Raw genomic sequence first — 26,394 nt, 5'->3', positions numbered from 1 at the left:
GAAGCGATGCACGCTGAGCCGAGGCCGAAGTCGTCAGCAAATGGGAGAATGCCAGTCTATGCCTCAATCGCCAGTGCCGGTCTTTGAAACGGCGGACGGGATTTCCTCGGAAACCGCTGTCGTCGTGATCTTGCGAACCGCCCAGACAGGCTTTGGCCCGCGGGCAGCGGCACTGGACGCTGATGTGAGCGGGATCCTGTCGCGTGCCTGCTCCGACCCGGCCACCTTGGCCGAATCCGGCACGTGCATCGATCTCATCGCCCCCCAGGGCGTGACGGCCCGGCGCGTGATCGTCCTGGCCCTTGGCAAGGCCGAGGCCGTAACCGCCCTGTCACTGGCGCGCGCCGGCGGTTTGCTTGCCGCGCATCTGGAAGGCAAGTGCGAGTGCGCCGCGACGCTTGTCCTCGACCCCATTGACGGCATTGACCTGCCCGCAGCCGAGATCCTGGCGCGCGTCGCGCTGGGCATGCGGCTGCGGCGCTATCGTTTCGACATGCGCAACCGGCGCCAGGGGGCGGGAGCGGACCGGACCTTGCGGGTACAGCTGGTCGGAGCAAGCAGTGCGGATCTGACCCCGGCACTGGCGCGGATCAATGCCATCGCGGACGGTGTCGAATATGCGCGCACGCTGGTCAACCTGCCGCCGAACCATCTCCACCCCGACAATTTCCACGATCATCTGGAGCCGCTGCGCGAAGCCGGCATCGACGTCGAGATACTCGATCCATCGCGGCTGAAGGAGCTCGGCATGAACGCGATCCTGGCCGTGGGTTCCGGGTCGGTGCGGCCGCCGCGCGTCGCGGTGCTGCGCTATCGCGGCAAGGGCGCTCCTTCCCAACCGATGGCTTTCGTCGGCAAGGGCGTGTGTTTTGACTCCGGCGGCCTCTGCATCAAGCGCGGCGAGCAGATGTTCGACATGAAGGCCGATATGGGCGGCGCGGCCGCCGTGGTCGGCCTGCTGATCGCGCTTGCCCGGCAAGGCAGCCCGGTGCATGCCGTCGGCGTTCTCGGCATTGCCGAGAACATGCCGTCCGGCACCGCGCTCAAGCCGCGCGACATCGTCACCACGGCGTCAGGACAGACGGTCGAGGTGTTCGACACGGACGCGGAAGGGCGCCTGATCCTGGCCGATTGTCTCTATTATGCCGCCTCGCGCTTCAACCCGTCGGTGATCGTCGATCTGGCGACGCTGACCTATTCGGTGATGCGCGGCCTGGGATCGATCTTTGCAGGTCTTTTCAGCACCGACGATGCTATCGCGTCGCAGATGATCGCTGCGGGGGAAACGGTTGGCGAGCGGTTCTGGCAACTGCCGCTCGACAAGGCCTATGACGAGGGCCTGCAATCGCCCTTCGCTGACATCCGGCACCACGCCAAGGACATGGAAGACGGTGACGCGCCTTACGCGGCGGCGTTCCTGCGCCATTTCACCGAGGATCGTCCCTGGGTGCATCTCGACATCGCCGGCAAGGAAATGGCCGACGCGGACCGTCCGCTCGGCCGCGAAGGCGCCACGGCGTTCGGCGTGCAGATGCTGGAAGAGTGGGTGCAGACCAGGCTGAACTAGGCGCCTGCTGTCGGGGACAGAAACGAAATGCGTTCAAACGTGATGGGAACCGGGATGTCGTCAGAGGTCGCTAGCAAAGAGGGACGAGCCGCGTTCGGCAGTTACGAGACCTGGTATCGTATTTCTGGCGATCTCGATGCCGACAAGCCCCCGGTGGTGATCCTGCATGGCGGGCCGGGCGCCGCCCACAACTACGTCGATGCCTACAAGCATCTCGCCCGACGGGACCGCGCCGTCATCCACTACGACCAGTTGGGTTGCGGCAATTCCACTTTGCTGCCGGAGAAAGGCGCCGAATTCTGGACGCCACGGCTTTTCATCGACGAGCTGGAAAATCTCGTCGATCATCTCGGCATCCGCGCAGGCTTCCATGTGTTAGGTCAGAGCTGGGGCGGCATGCTGGGCGCCGAGTATGGGGTAACGCGGCCGAATGGCCTGAAGTCGCTGACCATCGCCAACTCGCCGGCTTCGATGAAGCTTTGGGTCGAAGAGGCCAACCGGTTGCGCGCCGACCTCCCCGGGGACGTGCAGGAGACACTGACCCGGCACGAGCAGGCCGGCACGACGGAAGATCCGGCCTACCAGGCAGCGACGATGGTGTTCTACGAGCGGCATGTCTGCCGGGTCGTGCCTTTCCCACCGGAGGTGACGGAGACCTTCGACCAGGTCGTGCGCAACCCCACTGTCTATCATCTGATGAACGGGCCGAACGAGTTCCATGTCATCGGAACGCTGAAGAACTGGAGCATCATCGATCGGCTGCAGGCCGTCGATGTTCCGACACTGATCATCTCCGGACGCTACGACGAGGCCACGCCCGCGACCGTGCAGCCCTTCAAGGACGGCATCAAGGGATCGCGCTGGGAGATATTCGAGCATTCCAGCCACATGCCGCATGTCGAAGAGCAGGACGCGTGCATGCGGGTGGTGGGCGACTTCCTGGACGACAACGACAACTGAGAAAAGGGGAACCAAGACATGAAGAAACTGCTTTTGGCCGCATCAGCCGCGGCACTGCTGGCCGGCACGTGGCTCGCTCCGGCACAGGCTGAATATCTCAAGGAGCACCGAGGTGGCACCATCCGCCTTCTGGCCCGCTCCGCGGCGGGAACGCTCGATCCGCACATCAACTATACCGACCAGGGCTGGCAGATGTACCAGCCGATCTATGACGGCCTGGTGGCCTTCCGCAAGGCCGAGGGCATGGACGGCTTCACCATCGTCCCCGATCTGGCCGAGGCGCTGCCGCAGGTCAGCAATGACGGCAAGACCTTCACCTTCAAGCTGCGCAAGGGCATCAAGTTCTCCAACGGCCAGGATATGGGCGTCAAGGACGTCGTCGCCTCCTTCCAGCGCATCTTCAAGGTTTCCGGGCCGACTTCCGGCACCTTCTATGCCGGCATTGTCGGCGCCGACAAATGCCTGGCCGATACCAAGAACTGCACGCTGGACGGCGGTGTCGTCGGCGATGAAGCGGCCGGTACCATCACCCTCAATCTCACCAAGCCCGACGCAGAGATACTCTACAAGCTTGCCTTGCCGCATGCCGTGGTGCTGCCGGCGGATACGCCCGCCGAAGACATGGGCTCCAAGCCCATTCCCAGCACCGGCGCCTACATGATCTCCGCCTTCGACCCCAACAAGGGCATGACGGTGTCGCGCAACCCGAACTTCAAGCAGTGGAGCGAGGAAGCGCAACCTGACGGCTACCCGGATGTCGTCCAGTATGATTTCGGCCTGTCCGAGGAAGCGGCCGTGACGGCGATCCAGAACGGCGAAGCGGACTGGATGTTCGATGCGCTGCCGAGCGACCGCCTGGGCGAACTTGGCAGCAAGTCCATGGACCAGCTGCACATCTCGCCGCTTTCGGCGTGGTGGTATGCACCCCTGAACAACCGTCTCGCGCCGTTCGACAATGAAAAGGCGCGCCAGGCCGTTGCCTATGCGATCGATCGCAACACGCTGGTCAAGCTGTTCGGTGGCAAGGTGCTGGCCTCGCCGGTCTGTCAGATCCTGCCGCCGGACTTCCCCGGCCATGAGGACTATTGCCCCTTCACCAAGAACCCCGGTGCCAAATGGTCGGCGCCGGATCTCGACAAGGCAAAGCAACTCGTTGAGGAATCGGGCACCAAGGGCCAGAAGGTGACCATTATCGTCGAGGACACCGCCATTTCGCGGTCGATCGGCGTCTACCTGCAGAGCGTGCTGACCACCATCGGCTATGTCGCCGACGTCAAGCCGATCTCGTCCAACATCCAGTTCACCTACATCCAGAACACCAACAACAAGGTGCAGATGTCGGTCACCCAATGGTACAAGGACTATCCTGCGGCTTCCGACTTCCTGAACATCCTGTTCAGCTGCGCCTCCTTCCGTGAAGGTTCGGATGCCTCGATCAACATCGCCGGCTTCTGCGACAAGGACATCGACGCCAAGATGCAAAAGGCGCTGGATCTCGGCGTGACCGACCAGAAGGCCGCAGACAAAATGTGGGCCGAAATCGACAAGCAGGTCACGGACAAGGCGCCGGCAGTCGGTCTCTTCACGCCGAAGCGGCTTGACTTCGTCAGCAAACGGGTTGGCAATTTCAAGTTCAACCGGCAGTTCAACTGGATGATCACCCAGTCCTGGGTGCAGTAACGAACTGCGGAGGGCACGTCCGTGTCGAACCAAGCCGTCGCCATGCCGCGCAAGACGCGAGGGCCCTGGGCCGTCGCGTTTGCGAAGCTGGCAAGGGACAGGGCTGCCATGGCATCCCTGGCCGTGTTCCTCCTCATCGTGCTGGCCTGCCTCAGCGCGCCTCTCTACGCGAAGTGGGCCGGCGTGGACCCCTTCGCCTCGACGCTCGACGCCGTCATCCAGATCGACGGCGCCGACGTTCCGGTGATGGAACAATCGACCGAGGGGCTGGGGCTCGGCTACACGCCGCTCGGTCCGACCTGGCGGCTCGGCAATTATTTCCTCGGCGCCGACAGCCAGGGGCGCGATGTCATGGCCCGAATGCTCTATGGCGGGCTGAGCTCGCTGCTGATCTCCGGTGCGGCCACCATCTTCACCCTGATCATCGGCACGGCGGCGGGATTGATCGCAGGCTATTTCGGCGGCATCACAGATACGGTGCTGTCGCGCCTGCTGGATGTCCTGTGGGCCTTCCCGATCTATCTGCTGGCGATTTCGCTTTCCATCGTCACCATCGCGCAAGGCATCAGGATCGGGCCGATCGATATCGAGTCCGGCAGCCTATGGTTGCCGGTCATCATCATCGGCATCGTCTATGTGCCCTATGTGGCGCGTCCGATACGCGGGCAGGTGCTGTCTCTGCGCCACAGCGAATTTGTGCTGGCCGCGATCAATCTCGGCGTGCCGGGATGGCGCATCCTGTGGCGCGATATCCTGCCCAACATCACCACCACGCTCATCGTCTTCGTACCGTTGATGATGGCGCTGAACATGCTGACGGAATCTGCACTTTCCTTCCTGTCGATCGGCGTGCAGCCGCCCGCCGCGAGTTGGGGCACCATCATCCAGGACGGGCAGGCGCTGCTCTACACCAGGCCGCTGGTGGCGCTGGTGCCGGGCCTGGCCATCGCGGTGTCCGTCATGGCGCTCAATGTCTTCGGCGACGGCCTGCGCGACGCGCTCGACCCGCGCTCCAAGGTTCGGTTGGGGCGCGACTGATGATCTATGCCATCCTGCGCCGTTTCGGTCAGATGCTGTTCGTGATGTTCGGTATCTCGGTCATCGTCTTCCTGATCTTCTTCGCGACGCCGGGCGCCGACCCGGCGGCGCGCATCGCCGGGCGCAATGCAACAGCCGAAGTGCTGGAAGCGGTGCGCCACAATTTCGGCTTCGACCGGCCGCTCTACGTGCAATATGTGAAGATGATGGAGAAGATCTTCGTCACCGGCGACCTGACCTCCTTCGTCAATCGCGGCTGGAAGGTGGTGCCGGCGGTGATGGATTCGATCCCCGTCACGCTCTCGCTGGTGTTCGGGGCGGCGATCCTTTGGGTGGTTGTCTCCATCATCATCGGCATCGTTGCCGCCGCCACCCGCGACAGCTGGCTGGACAAGCTGCTGATGGCTTTGGGCCTGCTCGGCATCTCCATGCCGGTCTACTGGCTGGGCGAGGTGATGAACCTGATCACTCAGAGCCGCTACCACGACAGCTGGGCATTCTCATGGGTCCCGCCGCTTGGCTACAAGAATTTCTCCGACGATCCCAAAGGCTGGTTCCTGACGCTGGTCATACCCTGGATCACGTTGGCCATTCTCTACATCGGCATTTACGGGCGCGTGCTGCGCGCCGCTATCATCGAATCCTTGCAGGAGGACTTTATCCGCACGGCCAGGGCCAAGGGCCTGTCGGAGACGCGCATCCTGCTGCGCCATGCCTTGCGCACATCGCTCATCGCGTTCGTCACCTTGTTCGGTCTGGACTTCGGCGCGCTGGTGGGCGGCTCGGCGCTGCTGACCGAGGTGGTGTTCGGGCTGCACGGCATCGGCAAGCTCACTTATGACGCGCTGCAGAATCTCGACCTGCCGATGATCATGGCAACGGTGATGTATGCGTCCATGTTCGTGGTCATCGCCAATGCGGTCGTCGATTTCGTCTACATCCTTCTCGATCCGCGCCTGAGGACATCATGATACTGTCGGTGCGCGACCTCAAAGTATCCTTCCGCACCAATGACGGTCTGGTGCGGGCGATCGATGGCGTTTCCTTCGATCTCGAGGAAAGCGAGATCCTCGGCGTCGTCGGCGAATCCGGGTCCGGCAAGACGGTGTCGCTGCTGGCGGTGATGGGCCTCATCACCGATCCGAACGCCAGCATCGAAGGCTCGATCCGCTACAAGGGCCGTGAATTGGTGGGGCTGCCGGCGCGGGAGCTGAGGCGGCTGCGCGGCAACGAGATCGCGATGATCTTCCAGGATCCGATGACGGCGCTGACGCCGGTCTACACGATCGGCTGGCAGATCGCCGAACAGATCCGCGCGCACCAAAATATCAGCAAAGCCAAGGCGATGGTGCGCGTCGAAGAACTGCTGGCCGAGGTGAATTTTCCCAATCCGCACGAGGCGATGTCGCGCTACCCGCACCAGCTTTCCGGCGGCATGCGGCAGCGCGCGGTGATCGCGATGGCCTTGTCCTGCAATCCGGCGCTGCTGGTGGCGGACGAGCCGACCACGGCGCTCGACGTCACGGTGCAGGCCGGCATTCTCGACCTCGTGCGCAAGCTGCGCGCGACGCACAAATCGGCTGTGGTCTTCATCACGCACGACATGGGCGTGGTCTCCGAACTCGCCGACCGGGTGATGGTCATGTATGCCGGCCGCGTGGTGGAACGTGGCAGCCGCATGGAACTATTTTCCGACCCACGACATCCCTATACGCGTGCGCTGCTGGGTTCGATCCCGCCGCTGACCGGTGAAAAGCCGCGCCGCCTGCCGGCCATTCCCGGTTCGCCGCCATCGCTGCTCCGATTGCCGCAGGGCTGCGCCTTCGGCCCGCGATGCCCGGTGCACTACGAGCCCTGCGTGACCGACAGGCCAGAGCTTGGCATCGGCACTCACGCCGCGGCGTGCTTCCGGGTGGCGCAGGCATGAGCGGACCGATGACCGACAGCCCAATCCTCGAAACGCGTTCACTCGGCAAGCGCTTCGCGATCGGCACCCGTTTCTCCGCCGCAGGCAAGCGAACCGTCCATGCGGTCGACAATGTTTCGCTGACCGTGCGGCGCGGCGAGACGGTCGGCCTGGTCGGCGAATCCGGCTGCGGCAAGTCCACGCTGGCGCGCTGCCTGGTGAGGCTCTACGAAATATCCGACGGAGAGCTGCTGTTCGAAGGCGAGGACATCACCTCGAAATCGCTGTCCGAACTGAGGCCGCTGCGCCGCCGCCTGCAAATGGTCTTCCAGGACCCGTCAGCCTCGCTCAATCCGCGCCGGCGCGTCGGTGATCTGGTGGCCGAGCCGCTGCGCATCCACGGCAAGCTTTCCTCGCGCGAGATCACCGCGCGTGTCGCGGAATTGTTCGAACTCGTCGGCCTGCTGCCGGACCATGTCATGCGCTATCCCCACGAATTCTCCGGCGGCCAGCGCCAGCGGGTCGGCATCGCGCGGGCCATCGCGCTCAATCCCGATCTGGTCGTGCTGGATGAACCGGTCTCCGCACTCGACGTCTCGGTGCAGGCGCAGATCGTCAACCTGCTTGCCGATCTGCAGGAGAAGCTGAACCTCACCTACATCTTCATCGCCCACGACCTGTCGGTGGTGCGCCAGGTGTCGACCCGCATCGCTGTCATGTATCTCGGCTCGATCGTCGAGGAAGGGCCGGCCGAGGCGGTGTTTGCGACATCAGCCCATCCCTACAGCCAGGCGCTGATCTCGGCGGTTCCGGTCGTTGAGACCACGCCCAGCGGGACGCGCAAGCGCATCATCCTCACTGGCGACGTGCCGAGCCCGCTCAAGCCGCCATCCGGCTGCCGTTTCCACCCAAGATGCCCGATCGCGGTCGAGCGATGCCGCACGGAACGGCCGGAGCTGAGGGAGTATCGACCCGGCCGCAAAGTGGCCTGCCACTTCCCCGCGGTTTAGCTGGCGACCATCGACCAAAAGATTTTTTAAAGGTTCTGTTTTCTGTATGGAACCAACCGCAAGACTGTGCGTTTCATAAGGTTCGATCGGGCGGCATCGCGATCGACCGGGAGGAAACGATGGACTACCTGCATTTCTTTGCGCCCGTGCGAATCTCGCGCGGGCAGGGACACCCTGTAGAAGAAGTGGATAGTGTCGCCGAGGCGATGGTTTTCTTGCGTAAATGGCCGACGGGACGACGTGGGCCAGTGTATCAGTGCGCGCTGAATTGCTGCTCGGCAGCTTTGTCGGGGCAGATGTCGGCGGAGGAGGCCAGGAAGGCATTCACCGGCTTTGCCCGGATCACGCGGCTTCTGGACGACGACATGGCGCTGCCCGTCCCCGGCGAAACCATGGCGGACGTATACGCGCTGCGGCGGTAGCCGCACCCGGATTGCCGAACGCAAGGACTGCGGTCATGACGGCCGCAGTGTGTTGACGCGCCCGTGGTGACGTGGCCGGCCGGTTTTCCCGGAAGGCCTAATCCCAAGCGACGGAATAGCGGTCGATCACCCAAAGCCAGGAGCCGTCGGCCTGCCGCCGGGCAACCTCGCTGGTGACGTCGCCGTCGGGAAGTCGGGTCGAGGTGAGGGCAAGGTCGCCGCAAATGAGCGCCGGCCGCTGTTCTCCGACCGCAAACTTCCGTCCGGACGTAACGATCTCGGCATAGTAGTCACGAATGGCTTCATGGCCGCGCAGAAAACGTCCGCCGCCGCAGTCGATCACGGCATCCGCCTCGAACAGCGCGACCATGCCATCGACGTCGCCCGCATGCTGTCTCGCTATCAGCATGGGCTCCAGCTGCTGAGGGTCGTAGGCGCGCTTTCCCGCACTCGGATCGTTCATTGAGCGCGCCTATGAAGGAAGTTGGGATGCGTGGATCCGCCGTGGTGCAAACTTACTGGACCACTCCCGCGTCGAAACGAGCATATGGCTCATGGCGCCGGCGTGCCCGCAGCCCCCAGTTCGTCGGCGGCTTCACTGATCCCGTGCGCAGCCGCGCGTTCGAGCCAAAGGCGAGCGGCAACCGGGTCGCACTCCCCGGCGAGGCCTTTCAAGAGATAACGTCCGAGCATGAATTGGGCTTGGCTATGCCCGCGTCCGGCAGCGGCGGCGTACCATTTCTGCGCTGCCGCCTGATCGGCCGGCAGGCCGTGGCCGGCTCCGTACAGCGCGCCAATCGCAAACATCGCCCCGGCGTGACCGTCGGCGGCGGCCTGCTCAAACAGCTGCATTGCAGCCTCGGGCTCGGGCATGCCGCCGCGCCCATTGAGCAGCATCTCTGCGAGCGCCACGCGTGCGTCGAGCACGCCGGCGTCGGCCGCCCGCGCAAACCACACGCGGGCCTGAGTTGGGTCGGCCGCCACGCCGCGTCCATCCTGGAGGAGGCGGGCATACATATATTGCGCCTCGGCGACGCCTTCGGCCGCGCGCCGCAGCCAGTGTGCCGCTTGCCCCTCGTCCTGGCGAACGCCGACGCCCTTGGCGAAGCAGAGCCCAAGGTTGAATGCCGCGATGAGGTCGCCCGATGATGCGGCCGCCTCGAACCATCCGGCAACGCTTGCACCGTCATCCGGGTCGCCGGCTCCTCCGAGGATAAGATTGGCGAGGTCTGTCTGTGCCTGCTGATTGCCGCCATTTGCGGAAGAGCGCAGCCAGCGCGCTCCTTCCTCGACATCCTCAGCCACACCATTTCCCGTCAAATAGAGCGAGGCCAAAGCGCGGGCAGCGGCTTGGTGGCCCCCTTCGGCCGCCCGCCGGTACCAATTCGCGGCTTCTGCAAAGTCCGGCCGCTGCGTCTTGGCATAGCGATCGCCCAACATATAGGCTGCCTCGATATTGCCGGCCAAGGCAGCACGCCGCATCCATGCCTCCCCGGCAGCGACATCTTGGCCGACGAGTGCACCGTCGATCAGTGCCAGTCCCAACCGGAACTGGGCGGAGGGCAGGCCCTTCTCTGCAGCAGCCCGATACAGTTGAGCGGCTGCTGCCATGTCGCTTGCTACGCCGAGCCCGTGCTCGGTAAGGACCGCAAGAAGATAGGTCGCGGTCGGCAGGCCGGCGTCGGCCGCACGCCTTACCTCTTCCGCAATCCGAACTCTGTTTTCGCGTTTGCCGCGGCGGGCCAGCGACAGGGCAAAGCCAAGGCACCCTTCGGCGCAGCCGGCAGCAGCCGACTTCTCGTACCAGCGGTGTGCGGCATCGACATCGCGCATCGATGCGGGGCCGCTGGTAAGGATATAACCGAGGATCGCCTGTCCCGTGGCCGAGCCTGCCTCGGCCGCCTTGGTGGCAAAGTCGAAAGCGGCCGTGAAGTCTGGTTTTCCCGGGGAATCAGGCTTGAACAAGTGCTCCGAGGGTCCCTTGCCGTCGGCTTCCGCCGTCACCAGCCCGGTGACGTAGAGCGCGGCGAGAAGCGCCTGCGCATCCGCGCTCCCGTGGTTCGCCGCCCGCAGCAGCCATCGCGCGCCTTCCATACGGCTCGGTGGCACACCGGCGCCTTCCAGATAGCAACGCGCGACCCGGTACTCGGCGTCAACGATCCCCGCGCGCGCCGCTTTCGCCATAAGCGGAAAGGCTTCAGCGGCCTTGCCGCTGTCAGCAAGCTGGATCGCCCGACGCAACACCGCCGACGGGAAGGCCAGACCAGTCAGCCGATCCAGGATTGTCATCGATCCGAGCCTCTGATTCCTCCAGTACTCTAAGGCTCCCGCATCGCCTCCTGGCCGATCGGGAGCATGACGCCGAGAAGGTACTTGAGTATCGTGCGCCGGCCGACCTTTACGTCGGCGGTCACCGGCATGCCGGGGCTGACGGCGAAACCGGCGGGAACGCCGTGGAGGGCGACCTGGTCGATGGAGATCCGCGTGCGATAGAATGGCTCGGCGTCGGAAGGCAACATGGCCAGGGAACTGTTCGGATCGCGCGCTTGCTCCTGTGCCGAGAAGGAATCTGGGCTGAGTGCCCGCACAGTTCCATGGGCGAGGCCGTATTGCGAATAGGGGAAGGTGTCGAACTTGATGACCACCGGGTCGCCGACATGCACAAAACCGCTGCTCCTGCCAACGATGTTTGTCTCGATCTCGAGGGGCGCGTCGGCCGGCACCAGCGTGATAAAGCGCTCCCCTGACTGCATGACCGAGCCGACGGAGACTTTTGCCACCGATTGAACGATGGCGTCTGATTGGCTCTTCAACTCGACCAACTGGTTTCGAAGCTTTGCCTTGTTGAGAAGTTCGCGGGCGTCGGAGATCCGCGTGCTTGCCTCCGACAGGCTCTGCGAGACTTCAGCGCGCCAGCCCTGAATGTAGCCGTCGCGCTCGGCGGCCACCGCTGCCTGTTGGCGTTTGGCGGCTTCCGCGGTCTGCTCGGCATTGCCGAGCGCCCGGGACATTTCCGCGCGGTTGTCCTCGGCCAGGAGCGTGTTGAGGCGGCTCCCCACCTGCCTTGCCTCGAGCTGCCTGCGCATCTGTTCGATCGAGTCGGCGACCGTCAGCCGCTGCCGGTAGCCGTCGGCATCGGATTGCGATCGCGAAATCACCGAGCTGAGTTCGTCGCGCTGGCGTTCGAAATTCTCCACCTTGGCGTCGTAGACCGCCTTGCGTTGCTCGAATATCGACACCTGCAGGGTCCAACTCGGGTCGAGGCCGTTGTAGGTGAACGCCTGGCCGCTGGCCTCCGCCTTCAACCGCGCCACCTCGGCTTCAAGTGTCGAGACCTGCATCGCCAGTGCCGCCTGGTCGGCCGAGGAAAAGGTCGCATCGAGGCGGGCAAGCAATTGGCCGGCCTGGACGCGCTGTCCTTCCCGCACCTCGATCGAGCGGACAATCGCTGTCTCCAGCGGTTGCACGACGATGTTGGGGGATTGCGAGACCACCAGCCCTCTGGTCGTCACCACCTGATCGACCGGTATCAGACCCGCCAGGGCGATCAGCGCGATGACCAGGCTGGAAACGATCCAGACGATGCCGCGCGCCGCCCGCGGAATAGGCGCATTGGCGACAGCCGTCGACGGCCACTGGAACTCGAGTATGGCCGGCGTAGTCGGATCTCTCGTTTCCATCCGGTGCCACCGAGCGGGAAGGGCGGTGAGAGAGGTGCTGCTCATGGGTTACCGGACCTGATGCGAATATGAGGCGCGCGACATGATCAAACCAGCCGCGGCGGGACGGCGACGGGGCGGCCGTGGCGGCCATCGAGGTGCCGGTTCTGCTGCGACCACAACTGGCGATAGAGCGCGCATCGTTCGAGCAAGGTCGCATGCGGCGCGACGTCGAGGACCTTACCCTGATCCATGACGAGGATGTTGTCGCACTCGGTCAGCGAGGCGAGCCGGTGCGAAACGATGATCATCGTGCGCCCGCTGGCGATGCGCATGAGGTTGGCGCTGACAACCGCCTCGCTCTCCGGGTCGAGTGCGCTGGTCGCCTCGTCGAGGATGAGAATGGTCGGATCGTGGATGAGCGCGCGCGCGATCGCCAGCCGCTGCTTTTGACCGCCTGATAGATTGGGCGAACCTTCCTCGATGTAGGTGTCGTAGCCATTCGGCATCCGCTCGATGAATTCCTGGGCGCCGGCGAGGTGCGCGGCGCGCATGGCGTCGGAAAGGGTCAGGCCCGGGCGCCCGGCGATGATGTTGTCGCGGATCGATCCGCGGAACAGAAAGTTGTCCTGCAGCACCACGCCAAGCCCTTGGCGCAAATGGCGCAGGTTGATTTCCTTGAGGTCGACGCCATCAAGCTTGAGGAACCCACTGTAGTCGCGGTTGATCCCTTGCAGGAGGCGGGCGACCGTCGATTTTCCCGACCCGCTGCGCCCAACAATGCCAAACATGCTGCCGGCGGGAATATGGAAGCTGACCCGGTCGAGCGCCGGTGTCTTGGTGGCGATATAGCTAAAGGTCAGGTCGCTGAACACGACCTCGCCGACCAGCTTGGGTCTCAGGCCGGTGGAATTCGAACTGCTCTCCAGCGGCCGGTTGAGGACCGACGCTGCCTCGCCGATCGCCGCACCGACCTCCTCGTAGTCTTCAACCAGTCGGGCCAGGCCAACCAGCGGCTGGGCCACACGCTGGGCGATCATCATGAAGGCGAACAAGCCGCCGACCATGTAGCCGGTGCGGTCGTTCATCGCGAGATAGGCGCCGATCAGCATGGTGCCGAGCACCATCACACGTTCGATCGGCGTGACCAGGGTCTGCGGCCAGCTTGCCAGCTGTCCGAAGGCGAGACGCGCCTTTCCCGCTTCGGCCACCCGCTCATCCCAGAGCGCCTTGCGCTGCGGCTCGAGACCGAGCGCCTTCACCGTCTTGATTCCGACGACCGTTTCGCCGAGCGCCGCCGACTTCCAGGTCTCGGCGTCGACCACCCGCTGATATCTGCCGCGCAGCGGCCTGAGGAAGGCGAGGATGATCAGCAGGATCACCACGGCGCAGGCCAGCACGATCCAGGCGAGGGAGGCGTTGATGTAGAACATCACCGGTACCAGCACGCACAGCGTGATCATATCCAGGAACGTGCTGAGGAGTTTTCCGGTCAGGAACTCGCGGATGCGATAGACCTGGGCGAGGTGATACATCGTCTCGCCAGCCGGATGCCGTTCGAAATAGTCGAGCGGCAGGCGTAACAGCCGGCTGAAGACGTGCAGCTGCAACTTGGTGTCCAGACGGGCGCCGACGACATTGATGATCAGCCGCCGTGCATGGCCAAGCAGTGTCTCATAGGCGAAAACCACGGCGATCACCGCCGACAACAGCACCAGCGTCGAGACGCTGTTGAACTGCAGCACCTTGTTGACCACCGTCATGACGATAAGCGGCGGCAGGATGGTCAGGACACTCAGCGTGAACGAGGCGATGGTGATATCGCGCAGGGCGTGGCTTTCGAGCCGCACCAGTTCGGCGAGCCAGCGAAGGGTGAAGGGCGCATCCGCCGCGACATAGGATCGTGTGGCGCGCAGCAGCAGTGCCTCGCCCGTCCACACCTGCGACAGCCGCAACTCGTCGATGGCGACGGCTTCACCATCGTCGGGTGCATCCGCGCTTTTCAGGAAGACGATGTTCCGCTCGGCGCTCGCCCCGGTGAGGAGAGCCGCGCCGCCATCGTTGAACAACAGGACGACCGGTCCGGTTTCCTGGAAACGCAAGAGGTGGGACCAGCGGATGCGCACGGCGCGCGACCACATGCCGGCGTCCTGCGCCCACTGCGACAGATCGGCGGCGGCCGGAATCGCGCTCGCGGCCCTGAATTCGTTCGGGTCGAGCTCGACGCCGTGATAGCGGGCGGCGCGCAGCATCGCCTTGAGGCGTGGCCCGATCTTGTCAAATTCGGCCGGACCGCCAGGGATCCGCGCCATGGTGCTCTCGCCGCCCGCCGCGTCGCCTTGCGCGGAACCGGCTTGGATCGGGACCGCTTGGATTTCGGCGTTCACGGGGATGTTCACCATGGACTTGTCTTCCGGCACGCAAGCGAACTCGACAATTCCCGGGCCGAAGTGCCTCTGCCGAGGGTTTCGATCATGTTGCCATCGTACTCCGAATTGATCGGCAGCGCGAACTCTTCTGCCAAACCGTGTCCCGGGATGTTTAACGCGCGAACTTCGCTCTTCCGCGACGTTCGCGCGTTTCCCTTCGGTGGTCTCTCGCCAGTCTTGCTCACTCATGCGGCTTCAGAAGATCCTTCAGGGTCGTCTTGGCGGTGTGGTCGGTGCTGGCGTAGCCGGTACCGTGCTTGGTCGTATCCAAGGTCTGGTCCGTAGTCACGCCGGACGGCTGGTTCTGTTGGTGACCAAATCCCCTGATCGTATTGAGGATATTCAGGAGATCGGTCGTCACCGAGCCGGCCGCCAGGCCGATCAGGTGGTGTAGCGAGGGCTGGCCGCCGCTGCCATTGCCGGTCGAGCCCGGCTGCAGGAATTGCCAGCTATCCTTGAGGCCGAGCGAGTCGGGCGTGACATTGGCGGTCTTCGGGGTGGGCGTCACCAGGGTTGTCGTCGACGGAACGATCGAGTCGTTGTGACCGCCCGAGGGTCCGGTCGGACCAGTTGTGCCGGTCGGACCCGTCGAACCCTTCGGCCCGGTGTCGCCCTTCGGCCCGGTTGCCCCGGTCGAGCCTGCGGCACCGGTTGCACCCGTGGCCCCCTTGGGTCCGGTGTCGCCTTTAGGTCCGGTTGCCCCGGTCGAGCCGGTTGCACCAGTGACACCCGTCGCGCCCTTGGGTCCGGTATCGCCCTTCGGTCCGGTTGCCCCGGTCGAGCCGGTTGCGCCAGTGACACCCGTCGCGCCCTTGGGTCCGGTATCGCCCTTCGGTCCGGTTGCCCCGGTCGAGCCGGTTGCGCCAGTGACACCCGTCGCGCCCTTGGGTCCGGTATCGCCCTTCGGTCCGGTTGCCCCGGTCGAGCCGGTTGCGCCAGTGGCACCCGTCGCGCCCTTGGGTCCGGTGTCGCCCTTCGGTCCGGTTGCTCCGGTCGAGCCGGTTGCGCCAGTGACACCCGTCGCGCCCTTGGGTCCGGTGTCGCCCTTCGGTCCGGTTGCCCCGGTCGAGCCGGTTGCGCCAGTGGCACCCGTCGCGCCCTTGGGTCCGGTGTCGCCCTTCGGTCCGGTTGCCCCGGTCGAGCCGGTTGCGCCGGTGGCACCCGTCGCGCCCTTGGGTCCGGTGTCGCCCTTCGGTCCGGTTGCCCCGGTCGAGCCGGTTGCGCCAGTGACACCCGTCGCGCCCTTGGGTCCTGTGTCGCCCTTCGGTCCGGTTGCCCCGGTCGAGCCGGTTGCGCCAGTGACACCCGTCGCGCCCTTGGGTCCTGTGTCGCCCTTAGGCCCGGTTGCGCCGGTCGAGCCGGTTGCGCCCTTCGGCCCGGTTGCTCCGGTCGAGCCCGTTGCTCCAGTCGAGCCGGTCGCGCCTGTCGAACCTGTAGCTCCGGTGGAACCCGTGGCACCCGTATCGCCTGTTGCACCGGTTGAACCTGTAGCACCAGTCGATCCTGTCGCGCCGGTATCGCCTGTGGCGCCGGTTGCTCCAGTTGCTCCGGTCGAGCCCGTTGCGCCCGTATGGCCAGTCGCACCCGTGGCACCTGTTGCTCCAGTCGAACCTGTTGCTCCGGTATCACCGGTCGCACCTGTGGCTCCGGTTGCTCCAGTTGCTCCGGTCGAACCAGTGGCACCCGTGGCACCCGTGGCACCCGTTGCTCCAGTCGAGCCGGTCGCGCCTGTCGAGCCCGTGGCGCCGGTATCACCAGTCGCGCCAGTGGCGCCGGTTGCACCGATGGAACCCGTCGCGCCCGTATCTCCAGTCGCACCCGTGGCGCCGGTTGCCCCGGTCGAGCCCGTCGCTCCGGTATCGCCGGTCGCGCCTTTGGCGCCGGTTGCTCCGGTCGAACCCGTGGCACCGGTATCGCCGGTCGCACCTGTGGCTCCAGTCGAACCCGTCGCTCCAGTATCGCCGGTCGCGCCTGTGGCTCCGGTTGCTCCAATCGAGCCCGTCGCTCCAGTATCACCGGTCGCGCCTGTGGCGCCGGTAGCTCCGGTCGAACCCGTCGCTCCGGTATCGCCGGTCGCGCCGGTATCGCCAGTCGCACCCGTGGCTCCGGTTGCTCCAGTCGAGCCCGTGGCACCTGTATCGCCGGTCGCACCCGTGGCACCCGTTGCACCAGTCGATCCTGTCGCGCCGGTATCACCAGTGGCGCCGGTTGCTCCAGTCGCTCCGGTCGAACCAGTGGCACCCGTTGCTCCAGTCGAGCCGGTTGCGCCAGTGGAGCCCGTAGCTCCAGTCGAACCAGTGGCGCCGGTATCGCCAGTTGCACCTGTAGCGCCGGTCGAACCAGTGGCACCCGTTGCTCCAGTCGAACCGGTGGCGCCCGTATCGCCGGTCGCACCCGTGGCTCCGGTTGAACCCGTTGCGCCGGTATCACCTGTCGCGCCGGTATCGCCTGTTGCTCCGGTATCGCCAGTTGCACCGGTGGCGCCGGTTGCCCCGGTCGAGCCCGTAGCTCCAGTCGAACCAGTGGCACCCGTATCACCGGTCGCACCAGTTGAACCTGTAGCACCAGTCGATCCTGTCGCGCCGGTATCACCGGTCGCGCCTGTGGCTCCGGTTGCTCCAGTTGCCCCGGTCGAGCCCGTGGCGCCCGTATCACCAGTTGCACCTGTGGCGCCGGTTGCTCCAGTCGAGCCGGTCGCGCCTGTAGCTCCGGTTGCTCCGGTCGAACCAGTGGCACCCGTCGCGCCGGTATCGCCAGTCGCGCCTGTGGCGCCGGTTGCTCCAGTTGCTCCGGTCGAACCAGTGGCACCCGTTGCTCCAGTCGAGCCGGTTGAGCCAGTGGAGCCCGTAGCTCCAGTCGAACCAGTGGCGCCGGTATCGCCAGTTGCACCTGTAGCGCCGGTCGAACCAGTGGCACCCGTTGCTCCAGTCGAACCGGTTGCGCCCGTATCGCCGGTCGCACCCGTGGCTCCGGTTGAACCCGTCGCTCCGGTATGGCCTGTTGCTCCGGTATCGCCAGTTGCACCGGTGGCGCCGGTTGCCCCGGTCGAGCCCGTAGCTCCGGTCGAACCGGTGGCACCCGTATCACCGGTCGCACCAGTTGAACCTGTAGCACCAGTCGATCCTGTCGCGCCGGTATCGCCTGTGGCGCCGGTTGCTCCAGTTGCTCCGGTCGAACCCGTGGCACCGGTATCGCCGGTCGCACCTGTGGCTCCAGTCGAGCCCGTCGCTCCGGTATCGCCGGTCGCGCCTGTGGCGCCGGTTGCTCCAGTTGCTCCGGTCGAACCCGTGGCACCCGTATCGCCGGTCGCACCTGTGGCGCCGGTTGCTCCGGTCGAACCCGTGGCGCCCGTATCACCAGTTGCACCTGTGGCGCCGGTTGCTCCAGTCGAGCCGGTCGCGCCTGTAGCTCCGGTTGCTCCGGTCGAACCAGTGGCACCCGTCGCGCCGGTATCGCCAGTCGCACCCGTGGCTCCGGTTGCTCCAGTCGAGCCCGTGGCACCTGTATCGCCGGTCGCACCCGTGGCACCCGTTGCACCAGTCGATCCTGTCGCGCCGGTATCACCAGTGGCGCCGGTTGCTCCAGTTGCTCCGGTCGAACCAGTGGCACCCGTTGCTCCAGTCGAGCCGGTTGCGCCAGTGGAGCCCGTAGCTCCAGTCGAGCCGGTGGCGCCTGTATCTCCAGTCGCACCTGTTGAACCTGTAGCTCCGGTCGAGCCCGTGGCGCCGGTCGAGCCCGTGGCGCCGGTGTCACCGGTCGCACCTGTGGCGCCGGTCGCTCCGGTTGAACCTGTTGCTCCGGTATCGCCAGTCGCACCTGTAGCGCCGGTCGCACCTGTGGCGCCGGTAGCTCCGGTTAAACCTGTCGCGCCGGTATCACCCGTGGCGCCGGTTGCTCCAGTTGCTCCGGTTGAGCCGGTGGCACCGGTGGCGCCTGTAGATCCGGTCGAACCGGTGGCACCTGTATCGCCGGTTGCGCCAGTCGCACCCGTGGCACCCGTTGCTCCAGTCGAACCTGTCGCTCCGGTCGAACCCGTAGCCCCAGTTGAACCTGTTGCTCCGGTATCACCAGTTGCGCCAGTGGCGCCGGTTGCACCAGTTGAACCTGTAGCACCAGTCGATCCTGTCGCGCCGGTATCGCCAGTCGCACCCGTGGCTCCGGTTGCTCCAGTCGAACCCGTCGCTCCAGTATCGCCGGTCGCGCCTGTGGCTCCGGTAGCTCCAGTCGAGCCGGTGGCACCCGTATCACCAGTCGCGCCTGTGGCGCCGGTAGCTCCAGTCGAGCCCGTCGCTCCGGTATCGCCCGTGGAACCTGTGGCTCCGGTTGCTCCAGTCGAGCCTGTGGCGCCCGTATCGCCGGTCGCGCCTGTGGCGCCGGTTTCCCCGGTCGAGCCTGTGGCGCCTGTATCGCCGGTGGCACCCGTGGCTCCAGTTGCTCCGGTCGAACCCGTTGCGCCCGTATCGCCGGTCGCACCTGTGGCACCGGTTGCTCCAGTCGAGCCTGTGGCGCCCGTATCACCAGTTGCACCTGTGGCGCCGGTTGCTCCAGTCGAGCCCGTCGCTCCGGTATCACCAGTTGCTCCTGTGGCTCCAGTCGCGCCTGTCGAACCTGTAGCTCCGGTCGAACCCGTGGCGCCGGTATCGCCAGTTGCTCCGGTCGAGCCCGTGGCCCCGGTCGAACCAGTGGCACCCGTGGCGCCGGTTGCACCCGTATCGCCGGTTGCTCCAGTCGAGCCGGTCGCGCCGGTCGAACCCGTAGCGCCCGTATCGCCGGTTGCTCCAGTCGAGCCGGTCGCGCCGGTCGAACCCGTAGCGCCCGTATCGCCGGTTGCTCCAGTCGAACCGGTCGCGCCGGTCGAACCCGTAGCTCCGGTCGAACCGGTGGCGCCCATATCGCCGGTTGCGCCGGTTGCGCCAGTCGAACCGGTTGCACCCGTATCGCCAGTTGCACCGGTGGCACCGGTAGCACCGGTTGAGCCCGTGGCACCCGTATCACCGGTTGCACCAGTTGAACCTGTAGCACCAGTCGATCCTGTCGCGCCGGTATCGCCTGTGGCGCCGGTTGCTCCAGTTGCTCCGGTCGAACCGGTGGCTCCGGTTGAACCCGTGGCGCCGGTTGCGCCAGTAGATCCCGTCGCTCCGGTTGAACCTGTGGCGCCTGTATTACCGGTGGCACCTGTAGAGCCAGTCGAGCCCGTGGCGCCGGTCGCACCTGTTGCACCGGTTGCGCCCGTCGAACCTGTAGCGCCGGTGGCGCCTGTAGAGCCGGTCGAACCCGTGGCGCCTGTCGCACCCGTTGCGCCAGTCGGACCTGCAGCAGTCAGATCAACTACGGTCCACGTACCGGCTGTTACCGCAGTTCCAACGGCCCAAGTCCCCGAATTGCCGCTATTAACGTTGCCGGAATTGACAGTGACAGTGGCGCCGGCGGTGAGGTAGATTGGAACGACAGTAGTTCCGCTAGTCGTAATACCGGACGGTAGAGTAAAAGATCCAACGACTACCGTATTTCCACCTATAAGTGCTGTAAGAAAATAGACGCCTCCGGTAGCGTTGTTAGGGAACGCAACTTCGATAAAGCTAAGTCCGGCTGGAGCAGAGATATTGTTGTTTAGGAGGTCACTATACGCTCCAACGCCCGCCGCTGTCAGCGGCGGCCGGACCATGGCGCGAGGAGACTGCGTATCCAATTCCCATCTTCCGCCGAGCGCCGCGGCACCGACGAGACCCGTCGCCGCCGCGACGGGCGCGCCGGTCGCGCGCGACAGCGCGGCGACAAATGCCTGCCCACGGGTGCCTTCGCCTGTGCTGCAACCCCACAGCAAAAGATCGCCATCAGGCCCCAGGGCATGACCGATCGCCGCGAGATCGTCCGAATGCCGGTCGACGTTGGCGAGCGAAAGCGCGCCGGTGCTGAAGCTGAGTTCGCCCGAGCGGCCATGGACGACAATGTGGATGGCATCCAGGCTTTCGCGATCATGCAAGGCGCGTGCGATCTCTTCCGAAGCAGGCATCGAGCCGCTGAGAAGCACCGGTTGGACGCTCGGCCTCAGCCCTGCAATGAGCGTGGGAATGTCGGCGACTGAGGGGTCGATGAAGACGATTTCGCAAGTGTTTTTCATCATGCCATCCCCCGGCCAGCTTGGTTGGGGGTGGCGTCACCTATGTTGTTGAGGGTTGCCGTTATTGCCGGATTGAAATTGCCGACGGACCATGTCCCGGCGTTCTTGCCTGTCGAACTCCAACTGCCATTGTAGACAGCGATGGTGTTCGGACCTGGAGCGCCCGGACCAACAATGTACCGTCCAGCGGGAAGTGCCTCGGAGATCGCGAAAGTGCCGCCGAAATTTGTCGGAACAATAAATTGCCCGATGATATTTAGCGTCCCCCCGTCATTGAGAACTATGAAATACGTTCCAGCCGCCGTGCCGGCCGCCCACTGCCCAAACACGGTGAGTCGTTCACCTTGGCCTGTTGAGGTCAATGCCTGGGAAAATGCCCCCCCATATCCCGCCATACCCACCTCCGTCAGCGGGGGCCGCCCCATGGCATCCCTTTTCCGCACGTTCAGTTTCCAGTCGCCGCCCAGCGTCTGCGACCCGACCAGGTCGTTCGCCGCCGCTGCCGGCGTTCCCGTCGCGCACGACAGCGCGTCGATGAAATTGCTTCCGGCCGCGCCGGCGCCGGCGTTGCAGCTCCACAAAAGCAGTTCGCCAAATCCGCCCAGCGCCCGACCGATCACGGCGAGGTCGTCCCCGTCGTCGTAGAGCGTCTCGGCCGACCATTCGCCCGCCGCGAAGCTCACCCGCCCAGGCGCGCCGTGGGCGATGACGTGCACGGCGTCGAGGCCGTCGCGGCCTTCGAGCGCCAGCGCCATTTGGCGCGCGGCCGGGCGGTTGGCGTCGAGCACGATCGCCTCGACCTCTGGCCGCAGATTGGCGAGGATCGTGCCGAGATCGGACACAGAGGGGTCGACGAAAAGGATTTCTGAGGCGCCAGCCTGGCGCGCATCGGTCCGCGCATTCGGGCGACCAGTTGCCGCGGCCGGCAGCGGATGAATTTGGCGCCCATCGAACCGGGGCACAACGCCCTGGGGCGCACGCGACAACACTTGATTCACAGTACCCACTCCCGTCACCCGTGCCGCCGACGCCTCGACGGCAAACTCGCGAGCGAACTCCGGAATGGGAACGTCTGCCTTCCGCCGAGGACAGACATAGACGCGGCGTCTCACGGCGCGCCCGATGAGCGCACCTTGTTCTTCCGCTAAATTGCCTTGCTACCCAGATCCCTGCCCAAACTCGCCTGCAAAGACCTCACAGCCACGCGACCGTGCGATCCGCGGGCACCCTCTATACCCATACATTAGTAAAATCGAAAATTAGCGATTTGTAAACTATTAAGGAAGGATTTGGTAAATTCCCAGGAGCGGGGCAGCAGACCTCGATCAATATCGAGGCGCCGGACTCGCGCAAATTGTTCTGGAAATCTAAGACTTTGGCGGCTTCCTTTAAGTTGCTTTCAATCCGCAAACGGTCGCCATGGCTGGGCCGGAAGCGGACACGCCTGCAGGCGGCTGACCCTGGTACCAGGCATGCCCTACGATGCTGCGCGAGCCGACTGAGCACGAATGAAAAGCGCGCGGGCTCCGCTTTCCAGCGAAGCCCGCGCGCCCGTTCGCCAACCTGGACCGGTTACCGTCCAGGTCCATTCGCCACTCAGTCGTGCGGCTTCAAGAGATCCTTCAGGGACGTCTTGACTGTGTGGTCGTTGCTGGCGTAGCCGGCGCCAGGCTTGGTCTGATCCGAGGTGAGATCCGTGCTCGCTCCGGAAGGCTTGTTCTGGTTGTTGCCAGATCCGCTGATTGTCTTGAGGACGTTCAGCAGGTCTGTCGTCACCGAAGTCGCCGCAAGGCCGACCAGTTGGCCGAACGACGCATGCTTGCCGGGATCACTGTTGCCGTCGGGCGAGCCGGACTGCAGGAACTTCGCCGTGTCCGTCAGCCCCAGCGTGCTGGCCGTGACGTTGGCGTTATTACCGCCGTTGCCTTGGCCTCCGGAAGAGTTGCCCTGTCCCTGATGGCTGCTGTTGTCGGCATTGTTATGGTCCCCGGAATTGCCCGGCGCGTCCTGCTGTCCATTGCCGTGGCCGTTATTGCCATGACCATGATCACCGGTCTGACCGCCTGGGCCGGTTGCTCCAGTCGACCCCGTCGGACCAGGCGAGCCGGTCGCGCCGGTCGAGCCAGTTGCCCCTGTCGAGCCAGTGGCGCCAGTCGAACCGGTTGCCCCTGTCGAGCCAGTCGCTCCGGTCGAGCCGGTTGCTCCTGTCGAGCCAGTGGCGCCAGTCGAACCGGTTGCCCCTGTCGAGCCAGTGGCGCCAGTCGAACCGGTTGCCCCTGTCGAGCCGGTTGCCCCGGTCGAACCCGTCGCTCCGGTCGCGCCGGTCGAGCCAGTTGCCCCTGTCGAGCCAGTGGCGCCAGTCGAACCGGTTGCCCCTGTCGAGCCGGTTGCCCCGGTCGAACCCGTCGCTCCGGTCGCGCCGGTCGAGCCAGTTGCCCCTGTCGAGCCAGTGGCGCCAGTCGAACCGGTTGCCCCTGTCGAGCCGGTTGCCCCGGTCGAACCCGTCGCTCCGGTCGAGCCGGTCGAACCCGTCGCTCCGGTCGAGCCGGTAGAGCCCGTGGCGCCGGTCGAGCCTGTCGCGCCGGTTGCCCCGGTCGAGCCGGTTGCCCCGGTCGATCCAGTCGCTCCGGTCGAGCCGGTTGCCCCGGTCGATCCAGTCGCTCCGGTCGAGCCAGTTGCTCCGGTCGAGCCAGTTGCTCCCGTCGAGCCGGTGGCTCCGGTCGAGCCCGTGGCTCCGGTCGAGCCAGTTGCGCCGGTCGATCCAGTTGCTCCGGTCGAGCCAGTTGCTCCGGTCGAGCCGGTGGCACCGGTCGAACCCGTCGCACCGGTCGAGCCAGTGGCGCCGGTTGAGCCGGTTGCTCCGGTTGAGCCGGTTGCTCCGGTCGAGCCGGTTGCTCCGGTCGAGCCAGTCGCTCCGGTCGAACCAGTTGCTCCGGTGGCTCCGGTCGAACCAGTTGCCCCGGTCGAGCCGGTGGCACCTGTCGCGCCGGTCGCCCCGGTCGAGCCGGTCGCCCCGGTCGAGCCTGTCGCGCCGGTCGAGCCAGTTGCTCCTGTCGAGCCAGTGGCGCCAGTCGAGCCAGTTGCTCCGGTCGAGCCGGTTGCGCCGGTCGAACCGGTGGCTCCGGTCGAGCCGGTGGCTCCGGTCGAGCCAGTTGCTCCGGTCGAGCCGGTTGCGCCGGTCGAACCGGTGGCTCCGGTCGAGCCGGTGGCTCCGGTCGAGCCCGTGGCACCGGTCGAACCCGTCGCACCGGTCGAACCGGTGGCGCCGGTCGAACCGGTGGCGCCGGTCGAGCCGGTCGAGCCGGTGGCGCCGGTCGAGCCAGTCGCGCCGGTCGAGCCCGTGGCGCCGGTCGAGCCAGTTGCTCCGGTCGAGCCAGTTGCTCCGGTCGAGCCCGTGGCACCGGTCGAACCAGTGGCGCCGGTCGACCCAGTCGCGCCGGTCGAGCCCGTGGCGCCGGTCGAGCCGGTGGCACCGGTCGAGCCAGTTGCTCCGGTCGAGCCCGTGGCACCGGTCGAACCAGTGGCGCCGGTCGACCCAGTCGCGCCGGTCGAGCCCGTGGCGCCGGTCGAGCCGGTGGCACCGGTCGACCCAGTCGCGCCGGTCGAGCCCGTGGCGCCGGTCGACCCAGTCGCGCCGGTCGAGCCCGTGGCGCCGGTCGAGCCCGTGGCGCCGGTCGAGCCAGTTGCTCCGGTCGAGCCCGTGGCGCCGGTCGAACCAGTGGCGCCGGTCGAACCAGTCGCACCGGTCGAGCCGGTGGCGCCGGTCGAGCCAGTTGCCCCGGTCGAACCAGTGGCGCCGGTCGACCCAGTCGCGCCGGTCGAGCCCGTGGCGCCGGTCGAGCCGGTGGCACCGGTCGAACCCGTCGCACCGGTCGAACCGGTGGCGCCGGTCGAACCGGTGGCGCCGGTCGAGCCAGTTGCCCCGGTCGAGCCAGTTGCTCCGGTCGAGCCCGTGGCGCCGGTCGAGCCAGTTGCTCCGGTCGAGCCCGTGGCGCCGGTCGAACCAGTGGCGCCGGTCGAGCCCGTTGCACCGGTCGAGCCAGTTGCCCCGGTCGAGCCCGTGGCGCCGGTTGAGCCGGTCGCTCCGGTCGATCCAGTCGCTCCGGTCGATCCAGTCGCTCCGGTCGAGCCCGTGGCGCCGGTTGAGCCGGTCGCTCCGGTCGATCCAGTCGCTCCGGTCGATCCAGTCGCTCCGGTCGAGCCCGTGGCGCCGGTTGAGCCGGTCGCTCCGGTCGAGCCAGTCGCACCGGTGGAACCTGTCGCACCAGTCGAGCCTGTCGCCCCGGTCGAACCAGTTGCCCCGGTTGAGCCGGTTGCTCCGGTCGAGCCCGTGGCACCGGTCGAACCGGTTGCGCCGGTCGAGCCAGTCGCTCCGGTCGAGCCAGTTGCACCGGTCGAGCCCGTGGCGCCGGTCGAACCGGTTGCTCCGGTTGAACCGGTCGCTCCGGTTGAGCCGGTTGCTCCGGTCGAGCCAGTTGCACCGGTCGAGCCCGTCGAACCTGTGGCTCCGGTCGAGCCGGTTGCCCCAGTCGATCCAGTTGCTCCGGTCGAGCCAGTTGCGCCGGTGGACCCGGTTGCACCTGTAGAGCCCGTGGCGCCGGTATCACCCGTTGCACCAGTGGATCCAGTCGCTCCGGTCGAGCCGGTTGAACCAGTGGCGCCGGTCGAGCCAGTTGCGCCGGTGGATCCAGTCGCTCCGGTCGATCCAGTTGCGCCGGTCGAGCCGGTCGAACCTGTGGCTCCGGTCGAACCTGTGGCACCTGTATCTCCGGTCGCACCTGTGGCTCCGGTCGAGCCGGTCAAACCAGTTGCCCCAGTCGAGCCAGTTGCTCCGGTCGAACCCGTGTCGCCGGTCGAACCCGTCGCTCCGGTCGAGCCAGTTGCGCCGGTGGACCCGGTTGCACCTGTAGAGCCCGTGGCGCCGGTATCACCAGTCGCCCCCGTCGATCCAGTTGCGCCGGTCGAGCCGGTCGAACCTGTGGCTCCGGTCGAACCTGTGGCACCTGTATCTCCGGTCGCACCTGTGGCTCCGGTCGAGCCGGTCAAACCAGTTGCCCCAGTCGAGCCAGTTGCTCCGGTCGAACCCGTGTCGCCGGTCGAACCCGTAGCTCCGGTCGAGCCGGTTGCTCCTGTCGAGCCAGTCGCCCCGGTGGAACCCGTGGCGCCCGTGGCGCCGGTATCACCAGTCGCCCCCGTCGAGCCAGTTGCGCCGGTCGCACCAGTCGAGCCTGTGGCCCCGGTCGAACCCGTGGCGCCGGTATCACCAGTCGCACCGGTCGAGCCGGTTGCGCCAGTCGAACCTGTCGCTCCGGTCGAACCTGTGGCACCTGTATCGCCGGTCGCACCTGTGGCTCCGGTCGAGCCGGTCGAACCCGTCGCGCCGGTATCACCAGTCGCACCGGTCGAGCCCGTGGCGCCAGTCGATCCGGTTGCTCCGGTTGAGCCTGTGGCACCGGTCGAGCCAGTAGAGCCAGTAGCGCCAGTCGAGCCAGTCGAGCCAGTCGCGCCTGTCGCTCCTGTCGCACCCGCCCCGGTCGCACCCGTGGCGCCAGTAGCTCCGGTCGCCCCCGCGGGTCCGGTCGCGCCTACTTGACCTGTGGTG

The 26,394-nt window shown here is 65.9% G+C and carries 16 protein-coding genes; 9 read left to right on the top strand and 7 right to left on the bottom strand.

All coding sequences use genetic code 11. The features are described from left to right. The first annotated feature begins 58 nt into the window (after positions 1–58). The 8 genes from ACLGL5_RS23960 (at position 59) to ACLGL5_RS23925 (ending at position 8,583) form a co-directional block, all read left to right on the top strand. Positions 59–1,567, top strand: a complete 1,509-nt coding sequence (locus tag ACLGL5_RS23960; RefSeq protein WP_069092182.1) for a leucyl aminopeptidase — start codon at positions 59–61, stop codon at positions 1,565–1,567. A 54-nt stretch (positions 1,568–1,621) separates the two neighbouring features. Then, positions 1,622–2,527, top strand: a complete 906-nt coding sequence (locus ACLGL5_RS23955; protein WP_069092181.1) for a proline iminopeptidase-family hydrolase — start codon at positions 1,622–1,624, stop codon at positions 2,525–2,527. 18 nt (positions 2,528–2,545) lie between these two features. After that, positions 2,546–4,207: an ABC transporter substrate-binding protein gene (locus tag ACLGL5_RS23950; RefSeq protein ID WP_038646838.1), complete on the top strand. Its 1,662-nt coding sequence runs from the start codon at positions 2,546–2,548 to the stop codon at positions 4,205–4,207. A 21-nt stretch (positions 4,208–4,228) separates the two neighbouring features. Further along, entirely contained in the window at positions 4,229–5,245 is a 1,017-nt protein-coding gene (locus ACLGL5_RS23945; RefSeq protein ID WP_019858159.1) for an ABC transporter permease, read from the top strand. After that, positions 5,245–6,216, top strand: coding sequence for an ABC transporter permease (locus ACLGL5_RS23940; RefSeq protein ID WP_069092180.1), 972 nt, complete (start codon positions 5,245–5,247; stop codon positions 6,214–6,216). The genes ACLGL5_RS23945 and ACLGL5_RS23940 overlap by 1 nt, the downstream gene beginning before the upstream one ends. Further along, the gene (locus ACLGL5_RS23935) at positions 6,213–7,172 is read left to right on the top strand and encodes an ABC transporter ATP-binding protein (RefSeq protein ID WP_038646833.1); all 960 of its coding nucleotides are present in this window, start codon (positions 6,213–6,215) and stop codon (positions 7,170–7,172) included. Before ACLGL5_RS23940 ends, ACLGL5_RS23935 begins: the two co-directional genes overlap by 4 nt. An 8-nt stretch (positions 7,173–7,180) precedes the next feature. Further along, positions 7,181–8,161 carry an ABC transporter ATP-binding protein gene (locus ACLGL5_RS23930; protein WP_069093420.1) on the top strand — a complete coding sequence of 327 codons (981 nt, stop codon included), beginning with the start codon at positions 7,181–7,183 and terminating at the stop codon, positions 8,159–8,161. A 119-nt stretch (positions 8,162–8,280) separates the two neighbouring features. Then, positions 8,281–8,583, top strand: a complete 303-nt coding sequence (locus tag ACLGL5_RS23925; protein ID WP_010909507.1) for a DUF982 domain-containing protein — start codon at positions 8,281–8,283, stop codon at positions 8,581–8,583. A gap of 97 nt (positions 8,584–8,680) precedes the next feature. Here the strand turns inward: ACLGL5_RS23925 and ACLGL5_RS23920 are convergent, their stop codons facing one another. From ACLGL5_RS23920 to ACLGL5_RS23890, 7 genes are all read right to left on the bottom strand, one after another. Beyond that, positions 8,681–9,046: a YybH family protein gene (locus ACLGL5_RS23920; protein ID WP_064985491.1), complete on the bottom strand. Its 366-nt coding sequence runs from the start codon at positions 9,044–9,046 to the stop codon at positions 8,681–8,683. A gap of 89 nt (positions 9,047–9,135) precedes the next feature. Beyond that, positions 9,136–10,872, bottom strand: coding sequence for an SEL1-like repeat protein (locus ACLGL5_RS23915; RefSeq protein WP_069092179.1), 1,737 nt, complete (start codon positions 10,870–10,872; stop codon positions 9,136–9,138). 29 nt (positions 10,873–10,901) lie between these two features. After that, positions 10,902–12,263 carry an HlyD family type I secretion periplasmic adaptor subunit gene (locus ACLGL5_RS23910; RefSeq protein WP_019858151.1) on the bottom strand — a complete coding sequence of 454 codons (1,362 nt, stop codon included), beginning with the start codon at positions 12,261–12,263 and terminating at the stop codon, positions 10,902–10,904. A gap of 86 nt (positions 12,264–12,349) precedes the next feature. Further along, entirely contained in the window at positions 12,350–14,644 is a 2,295-nt protein-coding gene (locus ACLGL5_RS23905) for a peptidase domain-containing ABC transporter (RefSeq protein WP_083246762.1), read from the bottom strand. 208 nt (positions 14,645–14,852) lie between these two features. Beyond that, positions 14,853–20,792: a DUF4347 domain-containing protein gene (locus tag ACLGL5_RS23900; RefSeq protein ID WP_494372775.1), complete on the bottom strand. Its 5,940-nt coding sequence runs from the start codon at positions 20,790–20,792 to the stop codon at positions 14,853–14,855. Beyond that, positions 20,792–21,790: a DUF4347 domain-containing protein gene (locus ACLGL5_RS23895; protein WP_171903292.1), complete on the bottom strand. Its 999-nt coding sequence runs from the start codon at positions 21,788–21,790 to the stop codon at positions 20,792–20,794. The genes ACLGL5_RS23900 and ACLGL5_RS23895 overlap by 1 nt, the downstream gene beginning before the upstream one ends. A gap of 598 nt (positions 21,791–22,388) precedes the next feature. Beyond that, the gene (locus ACLGL5_RS23890; protein WP_064985486.1) at positions 22,389–22,568 is read right to left on the bottom strand and encodes a hypothetical protein; all 180 of its coding nucleotides are present in this window, start codon (positions 22,566–22,568) and stop codon (positions 22,389–22,391) included. Positions 22,569–22,935: 367 nt separating this feature from the next. On the opposite strand from ACLGL5_RS23890, the gene ACLGL5_RS23885 reads away from it, so the two are divergent. Beyond that, entirely contained in the window at positions 22,936–26,385 is a 3,450-nt protein-coding gene (locus ACLGL5_RS23885) for a hypothetical protein (protein WP_494372965.1), read from the top strand. Positions 26,386–26,394 lie beyond the last annotated feature (9 nt).

Source organism: Mesorhizobium sp. U510 (genome assembly GCF_059180695.1).
The sequence above is the reverse complement of the archived record's forward strand: the minus strand, read 5'-3'. Positions and strand labels throughout refer to the sequence as shown.